Below are 26,093 nucleotides of genomic sequence, written 5' to 3'. Positions count from 1 at the left end.
CGGGTCAGGCGCGGCCGGGGCTGACCGATTCCGGTGTGTCCGATCGCGGCCGGTCGAGTCGTGCGGTGAGCTTGTCGCCCTCGATGTCGAGGTCGGGCAGGATGCGGTCGAGCCACCGCGGCAGCCACCACGCGTTGTCGCCGAAGATCGCCATGACCGCGGGAACGAGGGTCATCCGGACGAGGAACGCGTCCACCACGATGCCGAAGGCGAGGGCGAAACCGACCTGGGCGATCATGGGGTCCGGGTTGTAGACGAATCCGGCGAAGACGCTGATCATGATGATCGCCGCAGCGACGACGACGCGGCTGGCGACACCGAACCCGCGGACCACGGAGTCGCGTCCGGCGTACCCGTGGACATGGGCCTCCTTCATGGACGAGACGAGGAACACCTCGTAGTCCATCGCGAGCCCGTAGAGGACACCGGTGATGATGACCGGCAGGAGACTCAGCACCGGAGAGGTGGCGTCCATCCCGAACAGCGTTTGCGCCCAACCCCACTGGAACACGGCGGTGGTCGCGCCGAAGGTCGCTGCCACCGAGAGCAGGAACCCGACGGTGGCCTTGATCGGGACCAGGACCGATCGGAAGACGGCGAGGAGGACGACCAGCGAGAGACCGACGACGACGGCGATGTAGAGCGGGAGTACGTCGGTGAGGCGTTCGGAGACGTCGATCGCCAGGGCCGAGAAACCGGTCACCCCGATCGTCACACCGTGCGCGTCGGCGAAGGCTCCGGCGCGATCCCGGATGTTCGAGACGAGATCACCGGTCTCCTGCGAGGTGGGCGTGGTGTCGGGGATGACGGAGAACAGCGCGGTGGTGCCGTCGGCGGCGAGTCCCTCCAGGGCGACCGCGGTGACCCCGTCGATCGCGCCGAGGTCGGAGTGGATGCCGGCGAGCTCGTCGGCGGGGATGGGCGTGGGTGCGGAGGCGACGATGACGAGCGGCCCGTTGTACCCGGGTCCGAAGCTGTCGCCGACGACGTCGTAGCTCTGTCGTTGCGGGGTGTCCGGATGGTAGCTCGCGCCCGACGGCAGGCCGAGGTCCATGTCCAGCATCGGGGCGGCCAGGGTGCCGCCGATCACGAGCGCCCCCAGGGCGGCCACGTAGCGATGCTTCACGAGCATCCGTGACCAGCCGTTGGCGACCCTGTGCACCGAGCCGTTCTCGTGCGCTGCCTGCGCCGTGGCCCGGGCGCCGGGCGAGCAGATTCGTTCGCCGACGAATCCGAGCAGGGCGGGCAACAGGGTCAGGGCGGACAGCACGGCGATGACGACCGTCGCCGCGGCGGTGAGCGCCATGGTCGTGAGCAGCTGGATCTGCACGACGGCGAGCGCCAGCAGTGCGATGACGACGGTGGTGCCTGCGAAGAAGACCGCGCTGCCCGCGGTTCCGATGGCGCGCCCGGTGGCCTCGTGGGCGGTGAGGCCCTGGTCGAGGATGAAGTGGCGTTGCCGGTTCACGATGAACAGCGCGTAGTCGATCCCGACCGCGAGTCCGAGCATGAGTCCGAGCACCGCGGTGAGCGAGTGCATGGGAACGAACGAGGAGATCGCGAATGCGCCGCCCACGCCCACGGCGACGCCTGACAACGCCGAGGCGAGCGGGAGACCGGCGGCGACGAGCGAGCCGAGGGTGACGATCAGCACGAGCGCGGCGATCACGATGCCGACGATCTCACCGACACCGACGAGTTCGGGGACGGCGACCATCGTCGACGACGGCAGCACGTCGATGTGCTCCCGGCCGGCCGCGGTGGCGGCGACGGCGATCGTGTCGTCGATCGTGCCCTCGGGGAGCTCGAATGTCTGTGCGTCGAAGGTGAACTGGAACAGCGCGGTCTGCCCGTCCGGCGAGATCAGGACCCCCGGGACCGGCGCGTCCTGGACGACGAGCGGGGTTGCGACAGCAGGGGCGGCCCTGCCCTGTGTCCCAGGGCCCTGTGCCTGTGCAATCGCGGCCGACGCCTGGAGCAGCCGGCTGTCGGGGCCCTTGGCGACCTCGGCTGCCATCGCCTCCCGCACGTCGATCACGTGCTCGGTGCGGTAGACGCGGTCGACCGCGTCGAGGAGCGCGATGAGTTTTCCGCCCTGGTCGACCCGCTGATGGTCGGTGCTGTGGAACGCGAGGATGCCCTGACCACCCGCGGCTTCCGGGAGCCGCTCGGTGAGGTCGTCGATGACTTCCTGCGCGGGCGTTCCGTCGATCCGGATCTCATTGCTCAGCTGTGGCGGACTCACCACCATCACACTCGCGATCCCGACGATGATCGCCGCCCAGATCCCGGCCACCCACCATCTGCCGACGAACGCACTCCGCCCCCATCGATACAGCAACGACGACATCTGATTTCGGCCTCTCTGTGGTGGGCGCCGGCGACCTGTCCGTGCCAGGGGAGCGACGACGCAAAAGTGATAGTCAACTATCGCTGCGGGAGTCTGCTATCACTTGTGGGGGTTGTCAAACGCTGACGGGAGATGGTGGGTATGGATGCGCCCGCGCTACGGGTCGATGCGATGGCGAGTGTGACGAGGATCGTCGACGCCGCCCGGCGGGTGTTCTCCGCAGGTGACGGCTCCGGGACGCTGAACCGGATCGCCAAGGAGGCCGGGGTGGGAATCGCCACGCTGTACCGGCATTTCCCGAATCGGGAGGCGCTGGCGATGGCGGTCTACGACGAGGTGTACTCCGCCGAGATCCAGCCCATCTTCGAGCAGTTCGAACGCACCGATGCGCCCAGGGAGATCCTGCTGCAACTGGGGGAGCGCCTGCTCGAGGTGTTCGATCGCGAACGCGGGCTCGCGGCGTCGCTGGGAAACGTCGCCACCGCCACGCGGACGCTGATGCGACGCAACATGGTGACGATCGGCCCGGCGGTCTCACGCGCGCAGGCGGCGGGGAATCTGCGGGCCGACATCGTCGCCGACGACATCCCGAACCTGATCACGATGATCGCCGCGGGGTTCGGGTCGGTTCCGCCGGGGCCCGAACGGCGCCGGTACCTCAGTCTGTTGCTCGACAGCCTCAACCCTGCTCAGGCCCAGCCGTTGCCGGTGATCTGAGGGTCGGGGAGGCCTGGCCTGCGCCGCACCGGGCCGACGACGCGGCGGTTCCCGCTCACCGCAGTTGCCGCACGGGTGCCGCCGGTTGTCGTTCGGCGACGACACGCGCCATGGCATCGCGGAACACCCGGATCGCCGGGTGATGCGCGCGGCCGGTCCGCGCGGCGGTGTAGAGCGTGCGGCGGGGATTGCCGGGCAGTGCGAAGAGCTCGATGCCCCGGGGATCGCGGCCCGCGATGAGCGCGGGCACGAACGCGAGTGCGTGTCCGGTGCGGACGAGGTGGGCGTGCAGGATCGGGTCGGGTCCCTCGAACCGGATTCGCGGTGCGAATCCGGCAGCGTGACACATGCGCTGGGCCCAGTCCCCGGCAGAGGTGTCGGGCGGGTCGAGCGCCCACGGGACGTCGGCGAGTTCGGCGACCGTCTCCGGGGTGCGCGCCCACGGTCCCGCGGCTGGGACGACGAGGTACATGGGGTCGTCGACGAGGTCGGCGCGATCGGCGCCGGGGCGGACCGGCTCGGGCAGCCCGGGGAACTCCTCACCGAGGATCACGTCGAACTCGTGTGAGAGCAGACCGCTGTAGGCGTCGTCGACCTCGCGCTGGATGATCTCGATCTGCAGTCGCGGGTACTCCGCGTCGAGCAGGGTGAGCACCGACGGCGCGATCTCGACGACGACACTCTGGAACGACGCCACCCGCAGCGTTCCGTGGACCTCCGGCTGGGTGGCGGCGAGGTCGGCCTCGGCCTGTTCGAGCCGGGCCAGGATCACGTCGGTGTGCCCGACCAGGGTGAGCGCGGCGTCGGTGAGGCGTACGCCCCGGCCGACCCGTTCGAGCAGTGGTACCCCCGCCTCGCGTTCGAGGAGCGACAACTGCTGGGAGATGGCCGACGGCGTGTAGGAGAGGGCCTCGGCGACCTGCGCGAGGGTACCGCGCAGATGGAGTTCTCGCAGGATTCGCAGGCGCGGGACGCTGAGCATGGGATCTCCCGGGTCGGTGTCGTCAAAAAGATCAGTAAAACTTACCGGATATCGGAAGAAACATGAACTGGACTGAGGTGACGTGGCGGCGGATGCTGGGACGGTGATGACCGGAGTGCTCCAGAACAGATCCGCCGGGACCACCCGGCAGGCAGTGGTCCTCGTCGCCGGATCGTGTATCTCACTGCAGTTCGGGGCGGGGCTGGCGGCCAACCTCTTCCCCGCGCTCGGTTCCTGGGGTACCACGGTGCTGCGCCTGGCGATCTCGGGGATCGTGCTGTGTGCGGTGGCCCGACCACGGATCGATGCCTGGACCCGGCCGCAGTGGCGGTCGGTGCTCGCGTTCGGGGTCGCGATGGCCCTGATGAACGGCTTCTTCTATGCGGCGATCGCCCGCATCCCGCTCGGTGTGGCGGTCTCCATCGAGTTCCTCGGTCCCCTGGTGCTGGCGGCGGTGCTCTCGCGCCGACGCGCCGACCTCGCCTGGGTGGGCCTCGCGGTGGTGGCGATGACGCTTCTCGGAGCGGAGGGCCTCCTCGACACCGTCGGCCTCGACTTGGTCGGCGTCGGGTTCGCGCTGGCCGCCGGTGCGGCTTGGGCGGGCTACATCCTCGCCAGTTCAGTTGTCGGAGAGCGTATTCAGGGCAGCGGGGGGCTTGCCGTCGCGGTGATCATCGCCGCCGTGGGAGTGTTGCCCGCCGGGTTGCCGGGCCTGATCGACGCCCACATCGACGCCTCGATCGCCCTGCTGGCGGTCGGGATGGCGGTGTTGTCATCGGTGATCCCCTACACGCTCGAACTCGCTGCGCTGCGTCGGATTCCGCGTCACGTGTTCGGGGTGCTGCTCAGCCTCGAGCCGATGGCCGCCGCCCTCGTCGGCTGGCTACTCCTCGGGCAGGGGCTCCCACCGATCCGGGCCACGGCGATCGTGCTCGTGATCCTCGCCAGCGTCGGCGCCACGCTGACGCAGGCGCGGTCGTCGGCTCAGCTGGTGCGCCAGCGCGATATCCGCGCGGAGTGCTCGGGGGACAGGTGCGCCAGCGGTTGCATCGACGCTGCCATCCCGAGTACGGATTCCAGTGGGCTGGTGCGTGATTCCTGAAGTAGTCGCTTGGCCATCCGCAGCGCCTCGGGCGGGTTCTTGACGATTCGGTCGGCCAGTTCCCGTGCGGCGGGGAGCAACTCGTCATGGGGAACCACGCGGCTGACCATCCCCCACTCGAGGGCGGTGCCGGCGTCGACCCTGTCACCGGTGAAGGTCATCTCGGCGGCACGTGCATAGCCGACCGCACGCGGCAGGAACCAGGTGCCGCCGTCGCCGGGGATCAGGCCGATCTGCACGAAGCTCTCGGCGAATGACGCACGCTCGGAGGCGATCCGGATGTCACACATCATCGCCAGGTCGCAGCCGGCGCCCACCGAGGCGCCGTTGACCGCGGCGATGACCGGGACCTCCAGCCGGGAGAAGGCGCGCGGGATGCGCTGGATGCCGTCGACGTAGGCCCGGCGCTGCGCGCGCTCGTCGACGCCGAACATGCCGGTGCGATCGGCCATCTCCTTGACGTTGCCGCCGGCCGAGAAGATCGTGCCCGCACCGGTGAGGATGATCGCGCGGACGTCCAGATCGGCATTCGCCGCGTCCACCGCCGCCTCGAAGGCCTTCACGAACTCCAGGCCGGTGATCGCATTGCCGACGTCGGGGGAGTTGATGGTCCAGATCTGCAGCGATCCGGCGGTGGCGATGTCGAGCGGGATGTCCATGGCGTGGCCTTTCACGGTCGGTGCGGGGGACCTGCACCGACCGTAGCGGTGAGCCGGGCCACAGGTTCGGGCCGCCCCGCTCACACCGACGTGTGGGCTACCCCGCCCACACGGACTGGGCGCCTGAATCGCCGACCAGATAGATCATCACGATCGAGCCGATCGCCGTGACGATCACCCCGGCACCCAACACGATGCTCGCGATGCGGGCGGCTCCGGGTGAGACGGTGACCGGCAGGCGGGACATGATGGCCTCCTCGTGGAGTGCCCAGAACAGCACGATCGTGACGAACAGGGGAGCCACCCAGCCGATCATCATGCCGCCGAGTTCGGTGTGATGCTCCAGGTCGGGTGTCTTCGGGGTCACCTTCTCCAGGGCTTCGCCGGCCGAGGTGGTCAGTGGGGTGGCGATCATCGCCACGAGTGCGACCAGCGGGGTGAACCAGCCGAGCCGGCGGCGGGCGGCGGGCCAGAGGACCGCGAGCAGACCCAGGATCGCGGCGAGTGGGATCACGACCACGGTCAGATGCACGAAGAGCGGGTGAGCCGGGAGCCCGCGAATGGTGTCCATGGGCTGCAGTATCCGCGGCCCGCGCTGAGGAGTTGCTGAAGTCGCCGATTTGCGTGGACCGGTGTCGTCCGGTTCGGCGCTCGCCGCCTATCGCCCGGGTCGACCGTCGTCGGCGTGCAGGACCTGCGCCTCGTAGGCGGCGCGGGTGTCCGATCCGCGGACCGCCTTGACCTGATTCGGCACCGCCACCCGCATCAGGAGATCCCGGACCCGTTGCGGCAGGACATTGGACACCCGCACCAGAGGGCCGACGTAGCCGGGCAGATTGACCTCGAACCGGGGGCGGCCGATCACCCTGACCACTGCGGCCGCGACGTCGGCGGGGGTGAGCATCGCGGCGGCGCCGGTTGCGGTGCCCTTGGCGAGCTCGGTGTCGACGACGGTCGGCATGATCATCGACAGCTCCACACCGCTGCCGCGCAGTTCCTCACGCACCGCCGTCAGATAGCCGAGCACGCCGTGCTTGCTCGCCGCGTACGACGCCTCGCCGGGCGGGGCCAGTCGCGATGCCGCCGATGCCACGGTCACGATGTGGCCGCGTCCGCGGTGACGCATCCGGGGCGCGGTCAGCCGGACGCCACGGATGACGCCGTGCAGATTCACCGCCAGCATCCGGTCGGTGGCGGCGTCGGGTTCGGTGTCGAACGGTCCGACCCACATCACCCCGGCGTTGTTGACCAGTACATCGATCGGCCCCAGCCGGGCCTCGGTGGCGTCGAGGAATCCGCGGAACGAGTCGGTGTCGGTCACGTCGAGGGCGAAAGCCGCTATGTCGCCGGATAATTCGGCAGCAGTACGCTCGGCCGCGGGGAGGTCCCGGTCGCCGATCGCCACGCGTGCGCCCGCCGCTGCGAGCGCGGCGGCGATCTCACGCCCGATCCCCTGTGCACCGCCGGTGATGGCCACCACGCGCCCGGTGATGGGTGGTGTCCTCGTCATCCTGCCCCGCCTCCCCTAAGTGACATGCCGCCATGTCAGATGATGTGTGATCAGTGTCGCACACCATGCAGGCCGCGGGCGACGACCGCCTCGAGGACTCGCTCCGACGCACGGTAGGGCTCGGTGTCCCGCGGCCAGTGCACGATCACGTCGGTGAAGCCGAGTTCGGCTGCGCGCCCGATCATCTCGTCGTACAGATCAATGCTCTCGAACGCGGTGCGCGGCGACGCGTCCAGACTGATCAGACGGGCGAATCCGTCGGTGCGTCCGGCCGCCGACAACGTCTCGTCGAGCAGCGCGCAGTTGCGGGCGATCCCGTCGAACCAGTCGTCGAGACCGTCGGCCGCGGTACCGGTGGTCACCCAGCCGTCGCCGGTGCGGGCGGCGTAACGCACCGACCGCGGTCCGTTGCCCGCGAGCAGCAGCGGCACCCGATCGCGGACCGGGCCGCCCACCAGCCGCATGTCCCGCGCCGAGTAGTACGTCCCGCCGAAGTCGACGTGATCGTCGCGCAACGTGCGGTCGAGCAGCTCGGTGAACTCCTGTAGCCGGTCGACGCGCTGCTTCGGCGGGAGCCGATCGCTGCCGAGGACGGTGTCGTCGGGGGTGCCGCCCGCGCCCAGGCCCAGCAGCAGCCGGCCGTCGGAGATGTCGGTCAGGGTCTGGATCTCCCGGGCGAACGACACCGGATGCCGGAAGTTCGGCGAGGCGACGAACGCGCCGAGCCCGATGGTCGAGGTGGCCGTGGCCGCCGCGGTCAGCGTCGGTACACAGGAGAACCACCGCGAGTCGGGCAGACCACCCCACACGAGGTGGTCGTAGGTCCACACGTGGTCGAAGCCCATCGCCTCCGCCCGCTCGTACAGCGGTCGCGACTGTCGCCAGGTCAGGTCCGGGAGGATGCAGATGCCGATGCGCACGCGTCGAGCCTATCCAGCCGGCTGTCGGCGGGGTGTGGTTGATTGGTCGGCATGGGGGACAGATGGTCGACGCAACAGGTGCTGGCGCTCGCGCCGGATGCGTCGTCGGCCACCGCGGGCCGCAAACTCGGCTCACCGGTGCCGTGGAGTGACACCGGGGCCACCGATCACGTGGTGTGGGGCTCGTGCGCGGGCAGCGGCAAGACTCCGTACCGGACCGTCGTCGAACTGTCGGCGCCCGCGTACACGTGCTCGTGCCCGTCTCGGAAGTTCCCCTGTAAACACGTCCTCGGGCTGCTGCTCTTGTGGGGTGAGGGCGGCGTCCCCGACGCGGCCGAACCCGCCGACCACGCCGCCGCATGGCTCGCCGGGCGCGCCGCACGAGCTGCCGCCACACCCGCAGCAGCGGCCGCGCCGAAGGACCCGGAGCGGGCGGCCAAGAATGCGGCCCAGCGCGCCGAACGCGTCACGACCGGACTCGACGAACTACGGATGTGGCTCGGTGACCAGGCCGGACACGGACTCGCGGGACTCGAGGCCGACGCCCACGCCCGATTCGACGCGGTCGCCGCACGCCTCGTCGACGCGCAGGCCCCCGGAATGGCCAACCGCGTCCGCCGGCTCCCCGCGGTGGTCTACGCACCCGACGACGCCACCGACTCCCGCGCCGACTGGCCGTCGCGGCTGCTACAGGAGTTCGGTGCCCTGTGGTCGCTCGCCGCCGCCCACGATCGCCTGCCGGACCTCTCCGACGAGCTCGCCGCCACGGTGCGCCGCCACATCGGCTACCCGGTCGCGAAGGCCGATGTGCTGGCCCGGCCGGCCGTCGTCGACGACTGGCAGGTGCTCGGGCGCCGTGACACCGAGGAAGACCACCTGCAGGCCCGGCGCACCTGGTTGTGCGGTGCCCACACCGGACGCTTCGGTCTGATCCTCGACTATGCGCCCGCCGGCGGAACCCTCCCGGCACGGCCCGCCGTCGGGCAGGTGCGCCACGCCGCGATGCACTTCTACCCGGGGGCGCCGGGTCATCGCTGCCTCCCCGCCGACACCGACCCGGCATCCGCTCCCGACCCCGACGCGGTCGATCGGGATGCCGCGCAGGTCCACGAACCGGCCGCCCCGGAGATCACCGGCACCGACCTCGCCGCCGCCCGCCGTACCCGTGCCGAGGCGGTGGCCGCCGATCCGTGGCTGTCGGGATTCCCGGTGATCGTCACCGGCCGCCTGGGCACCACCGACGACGGGCACGCCGCACTGATCGACCGCACCGGCGACGCGGTCGCGCTGCGCGACGGTGAGGGGCTCTGGCCCCTGCTCCTCGCGCTGACCGAAGGTGACGAGGTGCAGCTGTTCGGCGAGCTCGGTGCCCGGGGCCTCGACCCGTTCACCGTGCATCGCCTCGGGGTGGTGACCGGATTGTGACGCACTGGGAGAACGTGGTGGCCGCAGCGCTGGTCGGCGTCCACAACCGTGGCGTCGGCACCGACGACGCCGATCCGCTGATCGCGGCGCGGATCGCCGACGACACCACCGATCCGGTCCGTCACACCCTCGACACCGCCGCACTCACCGCCGTCGCCCAGCTCGCATCCGGGCCGATCAGTGTTGCCGCACAACCCATCCCGACCGCCCCCGACGATCCCCGCCCACCGATCTCCCCGCTGGTGTCGGCCCATGTCCTGCACGCCTTCTCGTTGTCGCGGTGGATGATCGACTGGTGCCTGGATCTGCTGGCCGCCTCCGGCCGACGACCCACGGGCGGGCTGCTCACCGGTCTGCTGGTGAGGACCGCCCGGGACGCGGAGCACCGTGTGGTGATCGCGACCATCGTCGGCCCCCGCGGGCGGTGGCTGGCGGATCTGGCGCCGGAACTCGGTGCGGTGCTTCCCCATCCGGTCGACGGGATCGGCGGGGCCGAGCCCGATCCGGGGGCCTGGATCCACGGCGACCTGCCCACCCGCGTCGCACATCTCGCTGCACTGCGTCGACGCGACCCCGGCGCGGCACGCGAGTTGCTGGAGCAGAGCTGGCCGGCCGAACCCGGTGCCGAACGCGATGGGTTCATCGAGGTGTTCGCCCTCGCACCCACCGCCGACGACGAGGCATTCCTCGAGCGCGCCCTCGACGACCGGCGCCGGGCGGTGCGTGCCGGTGCGGTCCGCGCACTCGACCGGATCGAGGGATCGGCACTCCGGCAGCGCATCTTCGCCGCCGCCGCACCGATGCTCACCGTCGAGAAACGGCGCCTCGGCCGACCGCGGCTGACGGTGCACCTGCCCGAACAGCCCGATCCGGCGCTCGCCCGTGACGGCATCGACCCCACACCGCCGCGCGGCATGGGCGGCGCGGCATGGACTCTGCGGCAACTGATCTCGCGGATCGACCCCACCGAGTGGGAGAGCCGATTCGGGCGTGGTGCGGACGAGCTGGTCGGCGGTATCGACCCGGAGGAGAAGGCGCTCGTCGCCGGACTGTGTGAGGCCGCCGTCACCTATCATGCCGCCGACTGGGCCGACGCACTGCTCGCGCACCCGGCCACCGAATCCCCGGCGGTCTTCGCCGTCGCCCACCCCGAACGACTCCTCGAATACGCCGGGGGACAGTCATATTCCCGGGTGCTCGCCGCCCTGCAGGTGCTGCCCACGCCGTGGCCGGACACCCTGTGTCTCAAGGTGTTCGGCGACCTCGTCCGGACCCTCGAGACCGAGCTGCGGGTGACACCGGCCAGCGCGGCCGTCGTCGAACTGCTCGCCGTGGCCTTGCCCGCCACCGACCGCTGGCAGCAGATCGTCGACGACACCCGGGCCCGCGTCCCCGTCGCCCCCCGGCAACTCGCCGTCCTGGGTGAAGCCCTCCGCATCCGTTCGATACTCACCAGGGAGCTGACGTGACCACCGACAACCTGCTGCGCCCGCACGCCGAGCAACTGTTCACCGCCGAACTCGACGCCCTCGCCGCCGCCGACACCGGTACCCGCCCGCCGAGCTGGAACCTCTCACCCGCGGCCGTGGTCACCTATCTGATCGGCGGCACACTCGACGACGGCACGCCGATCACCCCCAAGTACATCGGGCCGCGTCGGCTCATGGAGATCGCCGTCGCCACCCTCGCCACCGACCGCGCGCTGCTGCTGCTCGGCGTCCCCGGAACCGCCAAGACCTGGGTGTCCGAACACCTCGCGGCCGCGATCAGCGGTACCTCGACCCTGCTGGTGCAGGGCACCGCCGGAACCCCGGAGGAGGCCATCCGCTACGGCTGGAATTATGCGCGCCTGATCAGCGAGGGACCCAGCCGTGACGCGCTGGTCCCCTCACCGGTGATGACTGCGATGGGCGAGGGCCGGATCGCCCGCATCGAGGAACTCACCCGCATCCCGTCCGATGTCCAGGACGCCCTGATCACCGTGCTGTCGGAGAAGACACTGCCCATCCCCGAACTGGCCACCGAGGTGCAGGCCGCCAAGGGCTTCAGTGTGATCGCCACCGCCAACGATCGTGACCGCGGCGTCAACGACCTCTCCTCGGCGTTGCGCCGCCGGTTCAACACCGTCGTCCTGCCGCTGCCCGCGACCGCCGAGGACGAGGTGGAGATCGTCACCTCCCGGGTGGCCGCCCTGGGCACGTCGCTGGAACTGCCCGAACTACCCACCGCCGCCGAGGAGATCCGCCGCGTGGTCACCGTCTTCCGCGAGCTGCGGTCGGGGGTCACCGAGGACGGCCGCGCCAAGGTCAGACAGCCCAGCGGCACACTCTCGACCGCCGAGGCGATCTCGGTGATCACCCACGGGATCGTGATGGCAGCACATTTCGGGGACGGCACCCTGCGGCCCGCCGACGTCGCCGCCGGCATCCACGGCGCCGTGGTCAAGGATCCGTCGTCGGACTCGGTGGTGTGGACCGAATACCTCGAGGGCGTGGTGCGCGACCGCACCGACTGGGCCGACTTCTACCGCGCGGCACGTGGGGCGTTGCGCTGAGGTGGTGGCGATGACTCCACAAGTCCTCGGCATCCGCCACCACGGGCCGGGATCGGCGCGCGCGGTGATGGCCGAACTCGACCGCCTGCGCCCGGACGCCGTGCTGATCGAGGGACCGGCCGATGCCGACGCACTGATCGCGACGGTCGGCGACCCCGAGCTGCGTCCACCGGTGGCCCTGCTCGCGTATGCCGCCGACGACCCCGGCACCGCGGCGTTCTGGCCGTTCGCCGAGTTCTCCCCGGAATGGCAGGCGCTGCGGTGGGCTGTTGCTGCCGGTGTGCCGGTTCACTTCTGCGATCTCCCCGCCGCGCAGACCCTGGCCCACCGCGCCGCGTCCCGACGTGCCACCGAGGACTCCGACCCCACCGAGCGGACCGAGCAGACCGAGCAGACCGATCTGTTCGACCAGCCCGCCGACGAGACCACCCGCACCGCCCGCGCCGACCCGATCGCCTTGCTCGCGTCGGCTGCCGGATACGACGACCCGGAACGCTGGTGGGATGACGTCGTCGAAACGCGTGGTGACAGCGGTGGTTTCGACGCGATCACCGAGGCGATGGGTGCACTGCGCCGTGAGATCGGGGAGCTCGGCGAGGACGGTCACGACCTGCGCCGCGAAGCCCACATGCGGCAGATCCTGCGCAAGACACTCAAACTGCCCGGGGTGGAACGGGTCGCGATCGTGTGCGGCGCCTGGCATGCGCCGGTGCTGGCCGGGAAACTGCCGCCGGCCTCCCACGACGCGAAGCTGCTCAAGGGCATGCCCAAGGTGCGGACCAGGCTCGCCTGGGTGCCGTGGACCCATTCGCGGCTGGCCGGTGCGAGCGGATACGGCGCCGGGGTGATCTCGCCCGGCTGGTATCACCACCTGTTCACCACGCCCGACCACGTCGTCGTCCGCTGGCTGATCCATCAGGCCGATCTGCTGCGGCACAAGGACATCGATATCTCCTCGGCCCACATCATCGAGACCGCGCGCCTCGCCGAGACGCTCGCGGTGATGCGCCGCCGCCCTCTCGCGGGGCTCGCCGAGATCTCCGAGGCCACCCTCTCGGTCATGTGTCAGGGTGATTCGGGACTCGCCGATCTCATGTACCGCGAGGCGGTGATCGGCGAACGGCTCGGTGAGGTGCCCGCCGACGCGCCGGTGGTACCGCTGCAGGCCGACCTCACGGCGAGCGCGAGATCGGCACGACTCAAACAGGATTCGCGCGCCAAAGAGCTCGACATCGACCTTCGGCGCCCGGTCGACCGCGCGAAATCTGTTCTGCTGCATCGGCTGAACATCATCGGTGTTCCCTGGGGCGTGACCCGCGACGTCACCGGCAGCGGCACGTTCAAGGAGGGCTGGACCCTCACCTGGAAACCCGACTTCGTCGTCGAGGTGGTCATGGCGTCGGTGTGGGGGACCACCGTGGTCGGTGCGGCCACCGCACGGATCACCGACCGTGCGGCGTCCGGTGCGTCGCTGGCCGAGATCACCGGGGCACTCGAGGCCGCCCTGCTCGCCGATCTCGCCGATGCGCTCCCCGCCGTCCTGACCGCCCTCGCCGACCGCGCCGCGATCGACCACGACGTCGAACATCTCATGGCGGCGCTGCCCGCACTGGGGCGCGCCCGCCGCTACGGCGATGTCCGCGGCACCGACGTCACCTCCCTCGGCACCGTCGCGTCGGCCCTGCTGGTGCGGATCTGTGCCGGACTTCCCGCCGCGGTCACCGGTCTCGGTGACGACGCGGCCACCGAACTGAAGACCCGGCTCGACGCAGTCCACGAGACCGTCGCCCTGCTCGACCCGGACGACCGCGACCGGTGGGTCACCGCGCTGATGGCACTCGCCGCACGCCACGACGTCAACGGCCTGCTGGTCGGTCGCGTCACCCGGCTGCTCCTCGACGGCGGACGGCTGGCCGCCACCGAGGCCGCCGACCGCCTCACCTATGCACTCTCCGGCGGTGCCACACCGATCGCGAAGGCGCGGTGGATCGAGGGATTCCTCGGCGACGGTGGACTGCTGCTGGTCCACGATCGGGAACTGCTCGGCATTCTCGACGGCTGGCTGACCGGCCTCGCCGAGCGCGACTTCGTCGACGTCCTGCCGCTGCTCCGACGCACCTTCGGGGTGTTCGACCCGTCGGTGCGCCGCAACATCGGCGAGCGGGTCGCCAACCTGGACGGCCGGTCCGCCCCGACCTCTCCGTTCGCCACCTTCGACCGGGAACTGGCCGCGCCCGCGGTCGCCGTGGTCGCCGACCTGCTGGGACTGCCATGACCGCGCCCGACACCCCCACCGACCGCGACCGACGCTGGCGGCTCGTGCTCGGCGCCGCCGCCGACGATTCCCTGTCCGCGCTCTCGGGCGCCGACGCCGCGATGGACGGCGCCCTCGGCAAGCTGTACGACCAGTCCACCGATCGCCGTGGCGGACTGGGGAGATCGGCACCGGGGGTGGCCCGGTGGCTCGGTGACATCCGCGAGTACTTCCCGACCACCGTCGTCCAGGTGATGCAGCGCGACGCCGTCGAGCGGCTCGACCTGCATGCCCTGCTCGCCGAACCCGAGATGATCGACGCCGTCGAACCCGACATCGACATGGTCGCCATGCTGATCGGTCTGGGCCGCGCGATCCCGGCGAAGTCCAAGGCGTCGGCGCGGGCCCTGGTTCGCAAGGTGGTCGACGAGGTGGAACGCCGCATCGCCGACCGCACCCGCAGCACCCTCGGGGCCGCCCTCGACCGGTCGGCACGCACCCTTCGTCCGCGGCTTCACGACATCGACTGGAACGCCACCATCGCCCGCAACCTGCGCCACTACCTGCCCGAACAGAAGACCATCGTGCCCGAACGCCTCGTCGGCCACGGGCGGCGCTCGCAGCGTGTCAGCAAGGACGTCGTCATCGCCATCGACCAGTCCGGGTCGATGGCGGCCTCGATCGTCTACGCGTCGATCTTCGGGGCGGTGATCGCCACGATGCGTGCCATCCGCACATCGCTGGTGGTCTTCGACACCGGCGTCGTCGATCTCACCGACAGACTCGACGACCCGGTGGACGTGCTGTTCGGCACCACCCTCGGCGGTGGCACCGACATCAACCGTGCGATCGCCTACTGCCAGGGGCTCATCGACCGCCCCGACGATTCCGTCTTCGTCCTGATCTCCGACCTGTACGAGGGCGGCGTGCGCGACGAGATGCTCACACGGATCCACCAGATGCGCGACGACGGCGTGCAGGTGATCGTGCTGCTCGCGCTGTCGGACGAGGGCGCGCCCGCCTTCGACCGCGAGATCGCCGGCGACCTCGCCGCAATGGGCGTCCCCGCCTTCGCCTGTACCCCGGACGCCTTTCCCGACCTGCTCGCGGTCGCGATCAGCCGCGGCGACATCGTCGGCTGGGCCGATGCCAACGAACTGTCCCGGCGCGGCATGGAAGATTGACCAGTAGGGGGGCCTGAACGGCAGGGCCGATCGAACAGCAGGGCCGATCGGCGTCACCTACCAGCCGGTTCGGGCCCCGACGCCGCCGCGTCGCGCGACAATGAAGCAGCCGCATCGTCGCACCGGAAGGGGCCCGCAGATGTCCGACTTGCCCGAGATCACCGACGAAGAGATGGACACCATGCTCCCCATGGCTCGTCACTATTCGGTGGTCATCCTCCGTGAAGGACCCGAATACGGTGCGCCCGAGGCGAAGTCGATCATCTGGGAGCACGGCCGACGCAACTTCGCGCTGCGGGCCTCCGGCGCACTCGCGGTGGTGATGCCGGTCGAGGACGCCACCGACGTCTGCGGGGTGGGGATCTTCGATCGCTCCGTCGACGAGACCACCGCACTGATGTCCGACGACCCGGGCGTGCAGGCCGGGGTCTTCACCTTCGACGTCCATCCCGCTCGCGGCTTCCCGGGCGACTCGCTGCCCACTTGAGGTGTGCTTTCGTCGCCACCGGCCACCGCCCGTAGACTGGACGGGCGTGCCGACCGGAGGAGAACGCGGATGACCGAGGACCTCGTGGTGCTCGTCGACCCCGCCGGTCACCCCGTCGGCACTGCTGACCGCACCACCGTGCACACCACCGACACCCCGCTTCACCTGGCCTTCTCGTGCCATCTCGTGGACGACGAGGGGCGGCTGCTGATGACTCGGCGGGCGCTGGTCAAACGCACGTGGCCGGGTGTCTGGACCAATTCGTTCTGCGGACATCCGCGACCCGGGGAGTCGTTCGACGACGCTGTGCACCGCTACGCGGGCCGCGAACTCGGTGTCGAGATCACCGATCTCCGCTGTGTACTGCCGGACTTCCGGTACCGTGCCGTCGACGCGAGCGGGGTGGTGGAGAACGAGGTGTGTCCGGTGTACCTGGCTCGGCCGGTCGGCGCGGTGCACCCCGATCCCGACGAGGTGATGGAGTTCGCGTGGACGCCGATCGCCGACATCTGGGCGGTCGCCGCGCGCAGTCCATGGTTGCTCAGCCCGTGGTTCGTCGACCAGGTCGACGCACTCGGTTCCGCCGAGGACCCGTACCGGGCGGCCGCACGGGAGAACTGATGGGACTGCGCAGCACCCGCGTCGATCGCACACGGCCGGCCGATCGGTACGACGCCGTCGCCGATGCCAGTGCGGCGCTGGTCATCCGCTCTTACTCGTCGTCGTTCGGGTTGGCCAGCGGCCTGCTCGCCCCGCACATCCGCGGCGACGTCCGCAACATCTATGCGCTCGTCCGTGTGGCCGACGAGATCGTCGACGCACCGCGACCCGATCAGGATGCCGCCCAGCGTCGTCGGGCTCTCGACCATCTCGAGCAGCAGACCCTCGACGCCATCGTGTCCGGGGCGAGCACCAACCTGATCGTGCACGCCTTCGCCCGCACCGCCCGTCGCACCGGGATCGACGGATCGCTGATCGCACCGTTCTTCGCGTCCATGCGCGCCGACCTCGACCCGCAACCCCATGACACCGCGAGCCTGCAGACCTACATCCATGGGTCGGCCGAGGTGATCGGCCTGATGTGTCTGCGTGTGTTCGTCGCCGAACTCCCCGACCCACAGATCGCCTACCGCGAGCTGTCCGAGGGCGCCCGGCGACTCGGGGCCGGCTTCCAGAAGGTCAACTTCTTGCGTGACCTGGGTGTGGACGGTCGCGTCCTCGGGCGCGGCTATCTGGTGGATCTCGATCCGGCCGATCCCGACGAGGCGGTGTGGCGGGCCTGGCTCGACGCCGTCGACGCCGACCTCGCCGCGGCCGCGACGATCATCCCGCGGCTGCCCGTCGGCAGCCGGATCGCGGTGTGTGTGGCGCATGACCTGTTCGGCGAACTGTCGGTGAGGTTGCGGGCCGCGCCGGCCCGGCTGGCCGTCCGACGCCGGGTACGGGTGCCCGCGCCGGTCAAACTGCGGATCGCCGCCGGTGCGGTGTTCCGCCGTGGGATACCGGGCGAGAGCGTCGGGGAGTCGGAACACGATGAGTGACAAGGGTATCCGGGTTGCGATCATCGGTGGCGGGATAGCGGGCCTGGCGACTGCGGCGCTGCTGGCCGACGACGGGTACGACGTCGAGGTGTTCGAGAAGAATCCCGACCTCGGTGGGCGTGCCGGCTCCTGGGACCACGAGGGGTTCCGCTTCGACACCGGCCCCTCGTGGTGGCTGATGCCGGAGGTCTTCGATCACTTCTTCGCGCTGCTCGGTACCTCGGTGGCCGAGCACCTCGACCTCGTCTCCCTCGACCCCGGATACCGGGTGTTCTTCGACGGCACCCCGCCACTGACGGTGGCGGCCGACGCCGAGACCACTGTGGCGATGTTCGATGGGCGCGAAGCCGGTGCGGGTCAGGCACTCTCGGACTATCTGGAATCGGCGCGGGAGACCTACCGGATCGCCGTCGACCGCTTCCTGTACACCAACTTCGACTCGCTGCGCTCGTTCACCGCACCCGAGGTGCTCGCGCATCTGCCGAAGCTCGCGGTGTTGCTGACCCGGAGCCTCGGTGCGTTCATCGCCGACCGCTTCGACGATCCCGGTCTGCGGCAGGTGCTCGGCTATCCGTCGGTGTTCCTCGGTTCCTCCCCGGGGCGTGCGCCGGCGATGTACCACCTGATGAGCCACCTCGATCTGGAGGGCGGAGTCCGATATCCCGCAGGTGGTTTCACCACTCTGGTGACCGCACTCGAACGACTTGCCCGGCGGCGTGGGGTCCGGATACACACCTCGGCTACGGTGTTGTCGATCACCACGCGTCGTCGGGGCCGGGGATGGCGGGGCCGGCGCGCACAGGTCGGTGGTGTGGACGTGCGTCTCGGTGACGGCACCTACCGTCGGGTCGACGCCGACATCGTGGTGGGTGCCGCCGACCTGCATCACCTCGAGACCTGTTTGCTGCCCAGGCAATTACAGACATACCCACAGTCGTGGTGGGATCGGCGCACGTCCGGTCCCGGTGCGGTCCTGGTGTTCCTCGGCGTCCGCGGGGAGCTGCCGCAGCTGGCCCATCACTCGCTGTTCTTCACCGACGACTGGGATACCAACTTCGACGCCATCTTCGGGTCACCGACCCGGGTCCCGGACCCGGCGTCGCTGTATGTGTGTCGCCCGTCGGCGACCGACGGGACCGTTGCCCCCGACGGCCACGAGAATCTGTTCGTGCTGATCCCGATGCCGGCGGATCCCTCTCTCGGACACGGCGGGGTGGACGGGGCCGGTGCCCCGGCCGTCGAGCGGATCGCCGACGCCGCGATCGCCCGGATCGCCGACCGCGCGGGTGTTCCCGACCTCGCCGAGCGAATCGTGGTGCGCCGCACCACCGGACCCGCGGACTTCGTCGACGACGTCCACGCGTGGTCCGGCGGTGCCCTCGGTCCCGCACACACCCTGCGGCAGTCGGCGTTCTTCCGCGCCGACAACATCTCCCGCAAGGTCGAGGGCCTGTTCTACGCCGGCAGCAGTACCCGTCCCGGGATTGGGCTGCCGATGTGCCTGATCTCGGCGCAGCTGGTCCGAAAGCGGCTGCGCGGAGACACTTCTCCCGGTCCCGAGATCATCTGATCCGGTCCGGGGTGAGTACCACCAGCCGGGCGGTGGCGCGGGTCATCGCGACGTAACGGTCGACGGCGGCGGTGATCCCGACGGCCTCTGCCGGGCCGACCAGCACCACCAGGTCGAACTCGAGTCCCTTGGTCTGCTCCGGTGTCAGCGACCGCACCCGCGCGGGTAGGGAGGTGATGGTGACGATATCGGTCGCCTCGGGTTCGACGATGACGCATGCCGTTCCCTCCGGGTTCTCGTCGAGCCACTCCGCCAGGATCGAATCCAGTTGGGCGATGGTCCCATAGGTCACCGGGTCGTGTGAGCGCCGGATCGAGGTGGGGATGTTGGCGTCCGGCAGCACCGCCCGGATCACCGGCGCGGCGACCTCCATGATCTCCTCCGGCGTCCGATAGTTGACGTTCAGGCCGGCCATGGTGATGTCGGAGAAGCCGACCTGCGTGAGCCGCTCTGCCCACGAGTCGGTGAACCCGTGCCGCGCCTGCGCCCGGTCACCGACGATCGTCAGGCTGCGGGTGGGGCATCGCGAGACGAGCATGGCCCACTGCGCATCGGTCAGTTCCTGGGCTTCGTCGACGATGATGTGTGCGAAGGTGGCGTCGAGCGGATCCCGATGCGGCAGATCGATTCCCGATTCGTCCACCAGCACGTCACGGAGGTCCTGGCTGCGGAGCATCGACGCCAGGCCCTCACCGTCGTCGAAGGTGTGGGCGGCGAGGAGGTCGTCGACCACCTGATCCATCTGCGCGCGTTGCACCGCGAGCACGGACTCGCGACGACGGCGGGTGTGGGAGAACTGGGGATCGCCGAGTCCGCGCCGTGCGAGATCGAGGAACGGCAGGTCGGCACAGGTCCACGGGGAGCCCTCGCGGCGCCTGAGGATGCGGCGTCGATCGGCCGACAGTGTCGGAACGCAATGCGCGAGGAATGCGGGCACCGCCCACAGGTCGGCGACCATGGTCGGTCCGTCGAGCACCGGCCATGCGCGGGTGAACGCCTGCCGCAGATCGGCGTTGCGGCTCACCGCCAGTCGGAGCTGCTCGACCCCCGAATCGGTGTCGGCGTGCTTGTCGAGAACCGTCTGGACGAGCGCATCCCACACGTCCTCACGGGATTCGTTGTGGGGTACCGAGGGATTGGCGGCGTCGAATGCCGCCGCCCACTCGGCGGCGGTCAGGGTGACCTCGTCCCACGGGGTGTCGATCGTCACCGGCGTGGTCGGCGGCTGCTGAAAGAACCGGATCGCCGCGTCGATCGTCGACACCGGATCGAGATGTGCCTTGAGTCGGGCCACGGCGGGATTGGATTCGTCGACGGCGTCCGCGCCCTCGGGCACCATGTCGCGCAGGGTGCACGTGCGGACGCCCTCCTCGCCGAGTGCGGGCAGGACGTCGGAGATGTAGGCGAGATACGGTTCGTGCGGCCCGACGACGAGCATCTGCCCGCGATTGCCACCGAGTCGGGGGTCGGCATAGAGCAGGTAGGCGGCACGATGCAGTGCGACAACGGTTTTCCCGGTCCCCGGTCCACCGTCGACGACCAGGGCGCCATGGCTGTCGGCACGGATGATGGCATCCTGGTCGGCTGCGATCGTGCCGAGGACGTCACGCATCCGGGGTGAGCGGGACGCCTCGAGGCTCGCGATGAGCGCCGAATCGTCGTCGAGGGCAAGCGCATCGGTGTTCTCGCCGAAGGCCTCGTCCCAGAAGTCGACGATCCGGCCGTGCGCCCACCGATAGCGGCGACGGCTGCGCAGCCCCATCGGTCGGGCGGCGGTGGCCGCGAAGAACGGTTCGGCCATCGGGGTGCGCCAGTCGACGAGCAACTGTCGACCGGTGGAGTCGGTCAGTCCGATTCGTCCGATGTACACCGAACCGGACCCGTCGGTCGGGACGATCCGCCCCAGGCAGAGATCCTGCCGGTGGCGGCGCAGCGACTGCAGACGATCGGTGGTCCGGTGGATCTCCAGGTCGCGGTCGACGGCGCGGCGCCCACCGCCACCGGCCTGCTTGCGCAGGTCGGCGAGCCGGTCCTCGAGCGAACGGATCGACGTGGCAAGGCAATCGGTGACGGCGCCGAAGTGGCGATCGTCGTCGGCGATGAGTCGGGGGCCGCTCTTGTGGCGCAGGGCGACGGGGAGGTCGAAGGTGCTGGTGGAACCGGGAGCGCCGGTGGCGCGGGAGATCATGGCGCCCATTGTGCGACGCGGAAGGGTCCTTGCCGCAAGCCCCCATCCTCGCGCTACGGTGAAAGGGGAGGATCAGTGGGAGTACTGGTCCATCTTCACGTCCCGCGCCGCCCACAAGGTCGACAATGCCTGCACGGCAACCGGAATTCCGAGCATTCCGAGTGCGATCGTCCATGACCCGGTGAGATCGTGGAGAGCGCCGGTGGCGAACGGGCCGAGTGCGGCGAGCACGTAGCCGATCGACTGCGACATCCCCGACACCTGACCGGTCTGCTGGGGTGAGGAACTGCGCAGCACCATGAACAAGAGGACCAGGCTGATCGAGGAGCCCGGACCTGCCAGCGTCAGGATGGTCCACATCACCGGGACGTGGTCGGTGGCGAGGAGGCCGGTCAGGCCGATCGCGGTGGACGTCACCGCGACCAGCGTGATCAGCCGCTGATCGGCGAACCGGCCGGCGATGATCGGGGCGATCAGTGAGGCGAACAATGCCACGGTCTGTCCGAGCGCGAGCACCGTGCCCGCGGCGGCCGCGGTGTAGCCCTCACTGATCAGGTAGGTGGGCAGCCACGCGCTGAAGGTGTAGAAGATCAGCGACTGGGCGGCCATGAAGACGGTGATCGCCCAGGCAATCGGGTTGCGGTACAACGACCCTCGCTGCGCGACGGTCTCCGGCCGGTGTCGTGACAGCTGTGGCAGCCAGCAGATCGCGGTGATCACGGCAAGGATCGACCACGACGCGAGACTCATCCGCCAGTTGCCGTCGAGGGCGCTGTCGATGGGTACGATCACGCCCACGGCCACCGCCGCGCCGCCCGACAGGGTCATCGAGTACAGGCCCGTCATCAGGCCCGAACGATGCGCGAAGTCGCGTTTGATCAGGGCGGGCAGCACCACGTTGCACACGCCGATGGCGATGCCGACCACCGCCGAACCGAAGAACAGGACGACGGTGTCGGGGATCAGGCGCAGCAGCGAACCGACGATCAACAGGAGCAACGAGCCGAACACGGTCCGTTCGATCCCGAACCGGGCGGCCAGCGGCGGTGCGAGCGGCGAGACCAGGCCGAAGAACAACACCGGCAGGGTGGTCAGCAGTCCTGCCATGGCGCTGCTGAAGCCCTCGTCGCGGGTGATCTCGTCGAGCAGCGGCGACACCCCCACCACCGCGGGACGGAGGTTCGCGGCGACCAGCATGATGGACACCGCCGTGAACACGGTGAACAGGCTGCCGCGGGATCCCTGGGCGGTGGGGCCGGTGTCGGTGAGGTCGGTCTCGGGGGAACTGCCGGTGGCGGTCACCGGGCCGAGTCCTGTGCGGTGACGTCCAGAGCCGTCTCCAGGTAGCGGTACACCGCTGCCCGGGCTCGAACGGGGTCACCGTCGGCGACCGCCTCGACCACGTCGTGGTGTCCGGGCGGGTGCCCGGATGAACTGGTCGCATCGGCCAGATCGCGGTGGCTGCGGCGCATCACCTCGCCGATGCCGTCGTAGAGCTCGATCAGCAGAGGGTTGGCGGAGGCGATGACCAGCGCACTGTGGAACTCGAGGTCGAGGAGTGCGTATCGCTCGACGTCGCCCGCGTCGAGGGCCGCGACGGTGTCGGCGAGCAGCGTGCGCAGCCGGCCGACGGTGGCGGGATCGGCGCGCCGGGCGGCGAGCGCCGCGGCTTCTGATTCGAGCGCTCGCCGGGTGGTGATCAGGTCGATGAGCTCGGTGTCCGGGGTGCAGCGCGAGATGGCGCCGGCCAGCGGATTGCGGCCGCATACATAGGTGCCGTCACCACGACGCGGAGCCAGGAGCCCGGCATGTTCGAGGGCGCGCACGGCCTCGCGGAGGGTGTTGCGGCCGACGCCGAACAGCTCGACGAGCTCGGGTTCGGCAGGGATGCGCGTCCCCACCGGCCACTCCCCATCACGGATCAGTTGACTCATTCGGTCGACGACGAGCGAGCTGGTTCGCACGGGGGGAGTGATCAGGGGCACACAAAGAACCTAACATCCCATGTTTGGGCCGGCAGCTCACGAGCCGTCCCTGCGGTACTGCTGCAAGGTGGTCAGTTCGACCGCGATCCGGTCGGCGTCGGGTCCGTCGCGCCATGTCGGACGGTGGTGGTGGGACCGGTGGTCGCGGGTGGCGATCGCCACGAGGTGGCCCAACGGGATCGGGTGGGGGTCGCCGACCTTTCGGTGCGTGCGGTAGACGACGGCGGCGATGGGGACGACGACGAGAACGGTCAGGGCGATGGTCAGGGTGGTGGTGAATGCGGTGCTCATGACAGAAATCATCCGGGCGATAACTTTCTGCCACCAGTGGCAGTCAAGCCAATACCCACAAAGTTTCTGCCATACTGGGTGGGTGTTGAAATCCATCGGGGTGCTCCTCCACGGCAACGTCGCACTCTTCGAGTTCGGCGTGCTCAGCGAGGTCTTCGGGCTCGATCGCACCGACGACGGGGTACCGGCGTTCGATTTCCGCGTTGCGTCCCCGACTCCCGGGAACGCGCTGAACGTCGGCAATGGCGTGACCGTCGCCGCCCCCTACGCCCTCGAGGACTGTCGCGATGTCGACCTCGTGGCGATTCCGGGCGGAAGCATCGCGAACGACTATCCCGAGGAGATCCTCGAGACGATGCGGGCGGTCGTCGACAACGGTGGCCGAGTGCTCACCGTCTGCTCGGGTGCCTTCGTCGCCGGCGCCGCCGGACTCCTCGACGGTCGGCGCTGCACGACGCACTGGCGTTACGGGGCGAAGCTGGCGCGGATGTATCCCCGCGCCGAGGTCGACACCGACGTCTTGTTCGTCGACGACGGGCCGGTCACCACCAGCGCGGGCACCGCGGCCGGGATCGACGCCTCGTTGCATCTGGTGCGCGAGGCGTGGGGACCGACCGTCGCCAACCGGATCGCCCGTCGCATGGTGGTGCCACCGCATCGTGACGGTGGCCAACGGCAATACGTCGACGCGCCGGTGCCCACCTGCACCGACGAGGGCTTCGGCGAACTGCTCGACTGGATGGTCGGCCATCTCGACGAGGACATCTCGGTGGACGATCTCGCCGTACGGATGCACATGTCGGGCCGGACCTTCGCCCGGCGCTTCGTCGACGAGGTGGGGCTGTCTCCGCGTCGCTGGCTCACCGAGCAGCGGGTGATGCAGTCGAAGAGTCTTCTCGAATCCACCGATATTCCGGTGGAAGAGGTGGCGCGTAAGGTGGGTTTCGCGTCGGCGACGCTGTTGCGTCATCACTTCCAGGCGTCGGTGGGTGTGGCGCCGCTGGTCTACCGGAAGCGGTTTGCGTCCGGGGCGGCCCGCGCCTGAGTGTGCTCTCCATGCAAAGGGGCATGAGATGTTCGAACTGTCCGATCTCGAGATCCCGGTCGTCGCCGCGCCGATGGCCGGTGGCCCCAGCACCACCGCTCTCGCCATCGCAGTGAATCATGCTGGTGGACTGGGCTTTCTGGCCGCAGGCTATGCCGACCCCGGTGTGCTGGCGGGGCAGATCGCGGACGTCAGGATCGCCACCGGTGCGCCGTTCGGCGTCAACATCTTCGTCCCCGGACTCCCGGTCCGCGACCGTGTCGCAGTCCAGGAGTATCGGGAGTCGCTGCGGCCGTTGGCCGACCGGTACGGAATCGATCTGCCCGACATCGTCGAGGTGGACGACGACGGCTACCGTACGAAACTCGATCTGGTGATCGAGCATCGGGTGCCGGTGGTGTCGTTCACCTTCGGTCTGCCGTCCGCGGAGGATGTGGCTCGATTGCACGATGCCGGGATCTTCGTGGTGAGCACCGTCGCCGATCCCGACGGCGCCGATCGGGCGGTGGCCCTGGGTGTCGACGCGCTGTGCGTGCAGGGTGTGGAGGCCGGTGGCCACCGCGGGACGCTCGACGTCGATGCGGTGCCGAATACGACACCCACCGTGAGGTTGGTGCGAGAGGTGGTGGACCGCAGCGATGTTCCGGTGATCGCCGCCGGGGGGATCGGCGACGGTACGGCGATCATCGCCGCCTTGGCCGCGGGTGCGAGTGCGGTGCAATTGGGTACGGCTTTGCTCGACACCGACGAGGCGGGTACCAAGCCCACCCATCGCGCCGCTCTACGCGATCCGCGGTTCACCGAAACCGTTGTCACCCGCTGCTTCTCGGGACGTTACGCGCAGGCACTCCGCAATGGGTTCACCGACACGTTCTCGTCGACGGCACCGGCCGAGTATCCGGCTGTGCACCACCTGACCAGCCCGCTCCGGAAGGCAGCCGCGGCCGCCGACGATGCCGACGGCCTGAATCTCTGGGCGGGCCATTCCTTCCGTTCGGTCCGCCGCGGCCCGGCTGCCGAGGTGGTCACCGGCCTCTGGGCCGAGGCGCGCAGGGGATGAACCTCGGGTGGCCTCGGCGCTGCCGTGGTGGTTGCGTTCTCAACCATCGTGTGGTGCTTGGTGCTTGGGTTGTCGTCGGGGGTGGTTGAGTCGGGACCGAGCCGATATGGGCGAGGACCCGTGTCGAAACCCGGTGAGACGAGTGTGTTCGCGACTGCGTCGGGGGTGGTTGGGTACCGGGTTCGGCCGGCGGGGGTTTCGACTCGACGTGTCGCTGCGCTCCTCGTGGGCTCAACCATCGTGTGGTGCTTGGTGGTTGGGTCGTCGTC

The 26,093-nt window shown here is 69.7% G+C and carries 23 protein-coding genes; 13 read left to right on the top strand and 10 right to left on the bottom strand.

Annotated features, from left to right (window positions below; all coding sequences use genetic code 11):
• Nucleotides 1-4 precede the first annotated feature (4 nt).
• Nucleotides 5-2,350: an MMPL family transporter gene (locus tag ACWDUA_RS01625; RefSeq protein WP_449749256.1), complete on the bottom strand. Its 2,346-nt coding sequence runs from the start codon at nucleotides 2,348-2,350 to the stop codon at nucleotides 5-7.
• A gap of 141 nt (nucleotides 2,351-2,491) precedes the next feature.
• On the opposite strand from ACWDUA_RS01625, the gene ACWDUA_RS01620 reads away from it, so the two are divergent.
• The gene (locus ACWDUA_RS01620) at nucleotides 2,492-3,067 is read left to right on the top strand and encodes a TetR/AcrR family transcriptional regulator (protein ID WP_449749255.1); all 576 of its coding nucleotides are present in this window, start codon (nucleotides 2,492-2,494) and stop codon (nucleotides 3,065-3,067) included.
• 55 nt (nucleotides 3,068-3,122) lie between these two features.
• Here the strand turns inward: ACWDUA_RS01620 and ACWDUA_RS01615 are convergent, their stop codons facing one another.
• The gene (locus tag ACWDUA_RS01615; RefSeq protein WP_449749254.1) at nucleotides 3,123-4,049 is read right to left on the bottom strand and encodes a LysR family transcriptional regulator; all 927 of its coding nucleotides are present in this window, start codon (nucleotides 4,047-4,049) and stop codon (nucleotides 3,123-3,125) included.
• A gap of 106 nt (nucleotides 4,050-4,155) precedes the next feature.
• Here ACWDUA_RS01615 and ACWDUA_RS01610 point away from each other — a divergent pair, with 106 nt between their 5' ends.
• Complete coding sequence (locus ACWDUA_RS01610; RefSeq protein WP_449749253.1) at nucleotides 4,156-5,151, top strand: EamA family transporter; 996 nt, start codon at nucleotides 4,156-4,158, stop codon at nucleotides 5,149-5,151.
• On the opposite strand, the gene ACWDUA_RS01605 is transcribed toward ACWDUA_RS01610, so the two are convergent.
• From ACWDUA_RS01605 to ACWDUA_RS01590, 4 genes are all read right to left on the bottom strand, one after another.
• A complete protein-coding gene (locus ACWDUA_RS01605; RefSeq protein WP_449749252.1) occupies nucleotides 5,034-5,810 on the bottom strand; it encodes a crotonase/enoyl-CoA hydratase family protein in 777 nt (258 codons plus the stop codon). The two genes, ACWDUA_RS01610 and ACWDUA_RS01605, sit on opposite strands and share 118 nt — an antisense overlap.
• Nucleotides 5,811-5,907: 97 nt before the next feature.
• Nucleotides 5,908-6,381, bottom strand: coding sequence for a DUF2231 domain-containing protein (locus ACWDUA_RS01600; RefSeq protein ID WP_449749251.1), 474 nt, complete (start codon nucleotides 6,379-6,381; stop codon nucleotides 5,908-5,910).
• An 87-nt stretch (nucleotides 6,382-6,468) separates the two neighbouring features.
• Nucleotides 6,469-7,320 carry an SDR family oxidoreductase gene (locus ACWDUA_RS01595; protein ID WP_449749250.1) on the bottom strand — a complete coding sequence of 284 codons (852 nt, stop codon included), beginning with the start codon at nucleotides 7,318-7,320 and terminating at the stop codon, nucleotides 6,469-6,471.
• Between the two features lie 50 nt (nucleotides 7,321-7,370).
• Complete coding sequence (locus ACWDUA_RS01590; protein WP_449749249.1) at nucleotides 7,371-8,240, bottom strand: LLM class flavin-dependent oxidoreductase; 870 nt, start codon at nucleotides 8,238-8,240, stop codon at nucleotides 7,371-7,373.
• A 51-nt stretch (nucleotides 8,241-8,291) separates the two neighbouring features.
• On the opposite strand from ACWDUA_RS01590, the gene ACWDUA_RS01585 reads away from it, so the two are divergent.
• The 9 genes from ACWDUA_RS01585 (at nucleotide 8,292) to crtI (ending at nucleotide 19,255) form a co-directional block, all read left to right on the top strand.
• A complete protein-coding gene (locus ACWDUA_RS01585) occupies nucleotides 8,292-9,665 on the top strand; it encodes an SWIM zinc finger family protein (protein ID WP_449749248.1) in 1,374 nt (457 codons plus the stop codon).
• On the top strand, nucleotides 9,662-11,134 hold the full coding sequence (locus ACWDUA_RS01580; protein ID WP_449749247.1) for a DUF5691 domain-containing protein: 1,473 nt from the start codon (nucleotides 9,662-9,664) through the stop codon (nucleotides 11,132-11,134). The genes ACWDUA_RS01585 and ACWDUA_RS01580 overlap by 4 nt, the downstream gene beginning before the upstream one ends.
• Nucleotides 11,131-12,219, top strand: a complete 1,089-nt coding sequence (locus ACWDUA_RS01575) for an ATP-binding protein (protein WP_449749246.1) — start codon at nucleotides 11,131-11,133, stop codon at nucleotides 12,217-12,219. Before ACWDUA_RS01580 ends, ACWDUA_RS01575 begins: the two co-directional genes overlap by 4 nt.
• A gap of 10 nt (nucleotides 12,220-12,229) precedes the next feature.
• Nucleotides 12,230-14,494: a DUF5682 family protein gene (locus ACWDUA_RS01570; protein ID WP_449749245.1), complete on the top strand. Its 2,265-nt coding sequence runs from the start codon at nucleotides 12,230-12,232 to the stop codon at nucleotides 14,492-14,494.
• Nucleotides 14,491-15,657, top strand: coding sequence for a VWA domain-containing protein (locus ACWDUA_RS01565; RefSeq protein ID WP_449749244.1), 1,167 nt, complete (start codon nucleotides 14,491-14,493; stop codon nucleotides 15,655-15,657). The genes ACWDUA_RS01570 and ACWDUA_RS01565 overlap by 4 nt, the downstream gene beginning before the upstream one ends.
• 139 nt (nucleotides 15,658-15,796) lie before the next feature.
• Nucleotides 15,797-16,144, top strand: coding sequence for a hypothetical protein (locus ACWDUA_RS01560; protein WP_449749243.1), 348 nt, complete (start codon nucleotides 15,797-15,799; stop codon nucleotides 16,142-16,144).
• A gap of 69 nt (nucleotides 16,145-16,213) precedes the next feature.
• Nucleotides 16,214-16,765, top strand: a complete 552-nt coding sequence (gene idi, locus ACWDUA_RS01555; RefSeq protein ID WP_449749242.1) for an isopentenyl-diphosphate Delta-isomerase — start codon at nucleotides 16,214-16,216, stop codon at nucleotides 16,763-16,765.
• A complete protein-coding gene (locus ACWDUA_RS01550) occupies nucleotides 16,765-17,685 on the top strand; it encodes a phytoene/squalene synthase family protein (RefSeq protein WP_449749241.1) in 921 nt (306 codons plus the stop codon). The genes idi and ACWDUA_RS01550 overlap by 1 nt, the downstream gene beginning before the upstream one ends.
• Nucleotides 17,678-19,255: a phytoene desaturase family protein gene (gene crtI, locus ACWDUA_RS01545; protein WP_449749240.1), complete on the top strand. Its 1,578-nt coding sequence runs from the start codon at nucleotides 17,678-17,680 to the stop codon at nucleotides 19,253-19,255. Before ACWDUA_RS01550 ends, crtI begins: the two co-directional genes overlap by 8 nt.
• On the opposite strand, the gene helR is transcribed toward crtI, so the two are convergent.
• From helR to ACWDUA_RS01525, 4 genes are all read right to left on the bottom strand, one after another.
• Complete coding sequence (helR, locus tag ACWDUA_RS01540) at nucleotides 19,248-21,443, bottom strand: RNA polymerase recycling motor ATPase HelR (RefSeq protein WP_449749239.1); 2,196 nt, start codon at nucleotides 21,441-21,443, stop codon at nucleotides 19,248-19,250. The two genes, crtI and helR, sit on opposite strands and share 8 nt — an antisense overlap.
• Before the next feature lie 72 nt (nucleotides 21,444-21,515).
• Entirely contained in the window at nucleotides 21,516-22,640 is a 1,125-nt protein-coding gene (locus ACWDUA_RS01535; RefSeq protein WP_449749390.1) for a CynX/NimT family MFS transporter, read from the bottom strand.
• Between the two features lie 101 nt (nucleotides 22,641-22,741).
• Nucleotides 22,742-23,428: a FadR/GntR family transcriptional regulator gene (locus ACWDUA_RS01530; RefSeq protein WP_449749238.1), complete on the bottom strand. Its 687-nt coding sequence runs from the start codon at nucleotides 23,426-23,428 to the stop codon at nucleotides 22,742-22,744.
• Between the two features lie 36 nt (nucleotides 23,429-23,464).
• Entirely contained in the window at nucleotides 23,465-23,719 is a 255-nt protein-coding gene (locus ACWDUA_RS01525) for a hypothetical protein (protein ID WP_449749237.1), read from the bottom strand.
• Between the two features lie 82 nt (nucleotides 23,720-23,801).
• Between ACWDUA_RS01525 and ACWDUA_RS01520 the strand changes: the two genes are divergently transcribed.
• Together ACWDUA_RS01520 and ACWDUA_RS01515 are read left to right on the top strand one after the other, a co-directional pair.
• Entirely contained in the window at nucleotides 23,802-24,764 is a 963-nt protein-coding gene (locus ACWDUA_RS01520; protein WP_449749236.1) for a GlxA family transcriptional regulator, read from the top strand.
• 28 nt (nucleotides 24,765-24,792) lie between these two features.
• Nucleotides 24,793-25,824, top strand: a complete 1,032-nt coding sequence (locus tag ACWDUA_RS01515; protein ID WP_449749235.1) for an NAD(P)H-dependent flavin oxidoreductase — start codon at nucleotides 24,793-24,795, stop codon at nucleotides 25,822-25,824.
• The last annotated feature ends 269 nt before the right edge of the window (nucleotides 25,825-26,093 follow it).

The sequence above is a fragment of the Gordonia sp. NPDC003376 genome, assembly GCF_053589235.1.
The sequence above is the reverse complement of the archived record's forward strand: the minus strand, read 5'-3'. Positions and strand labels throughout refer to the sequence as shown.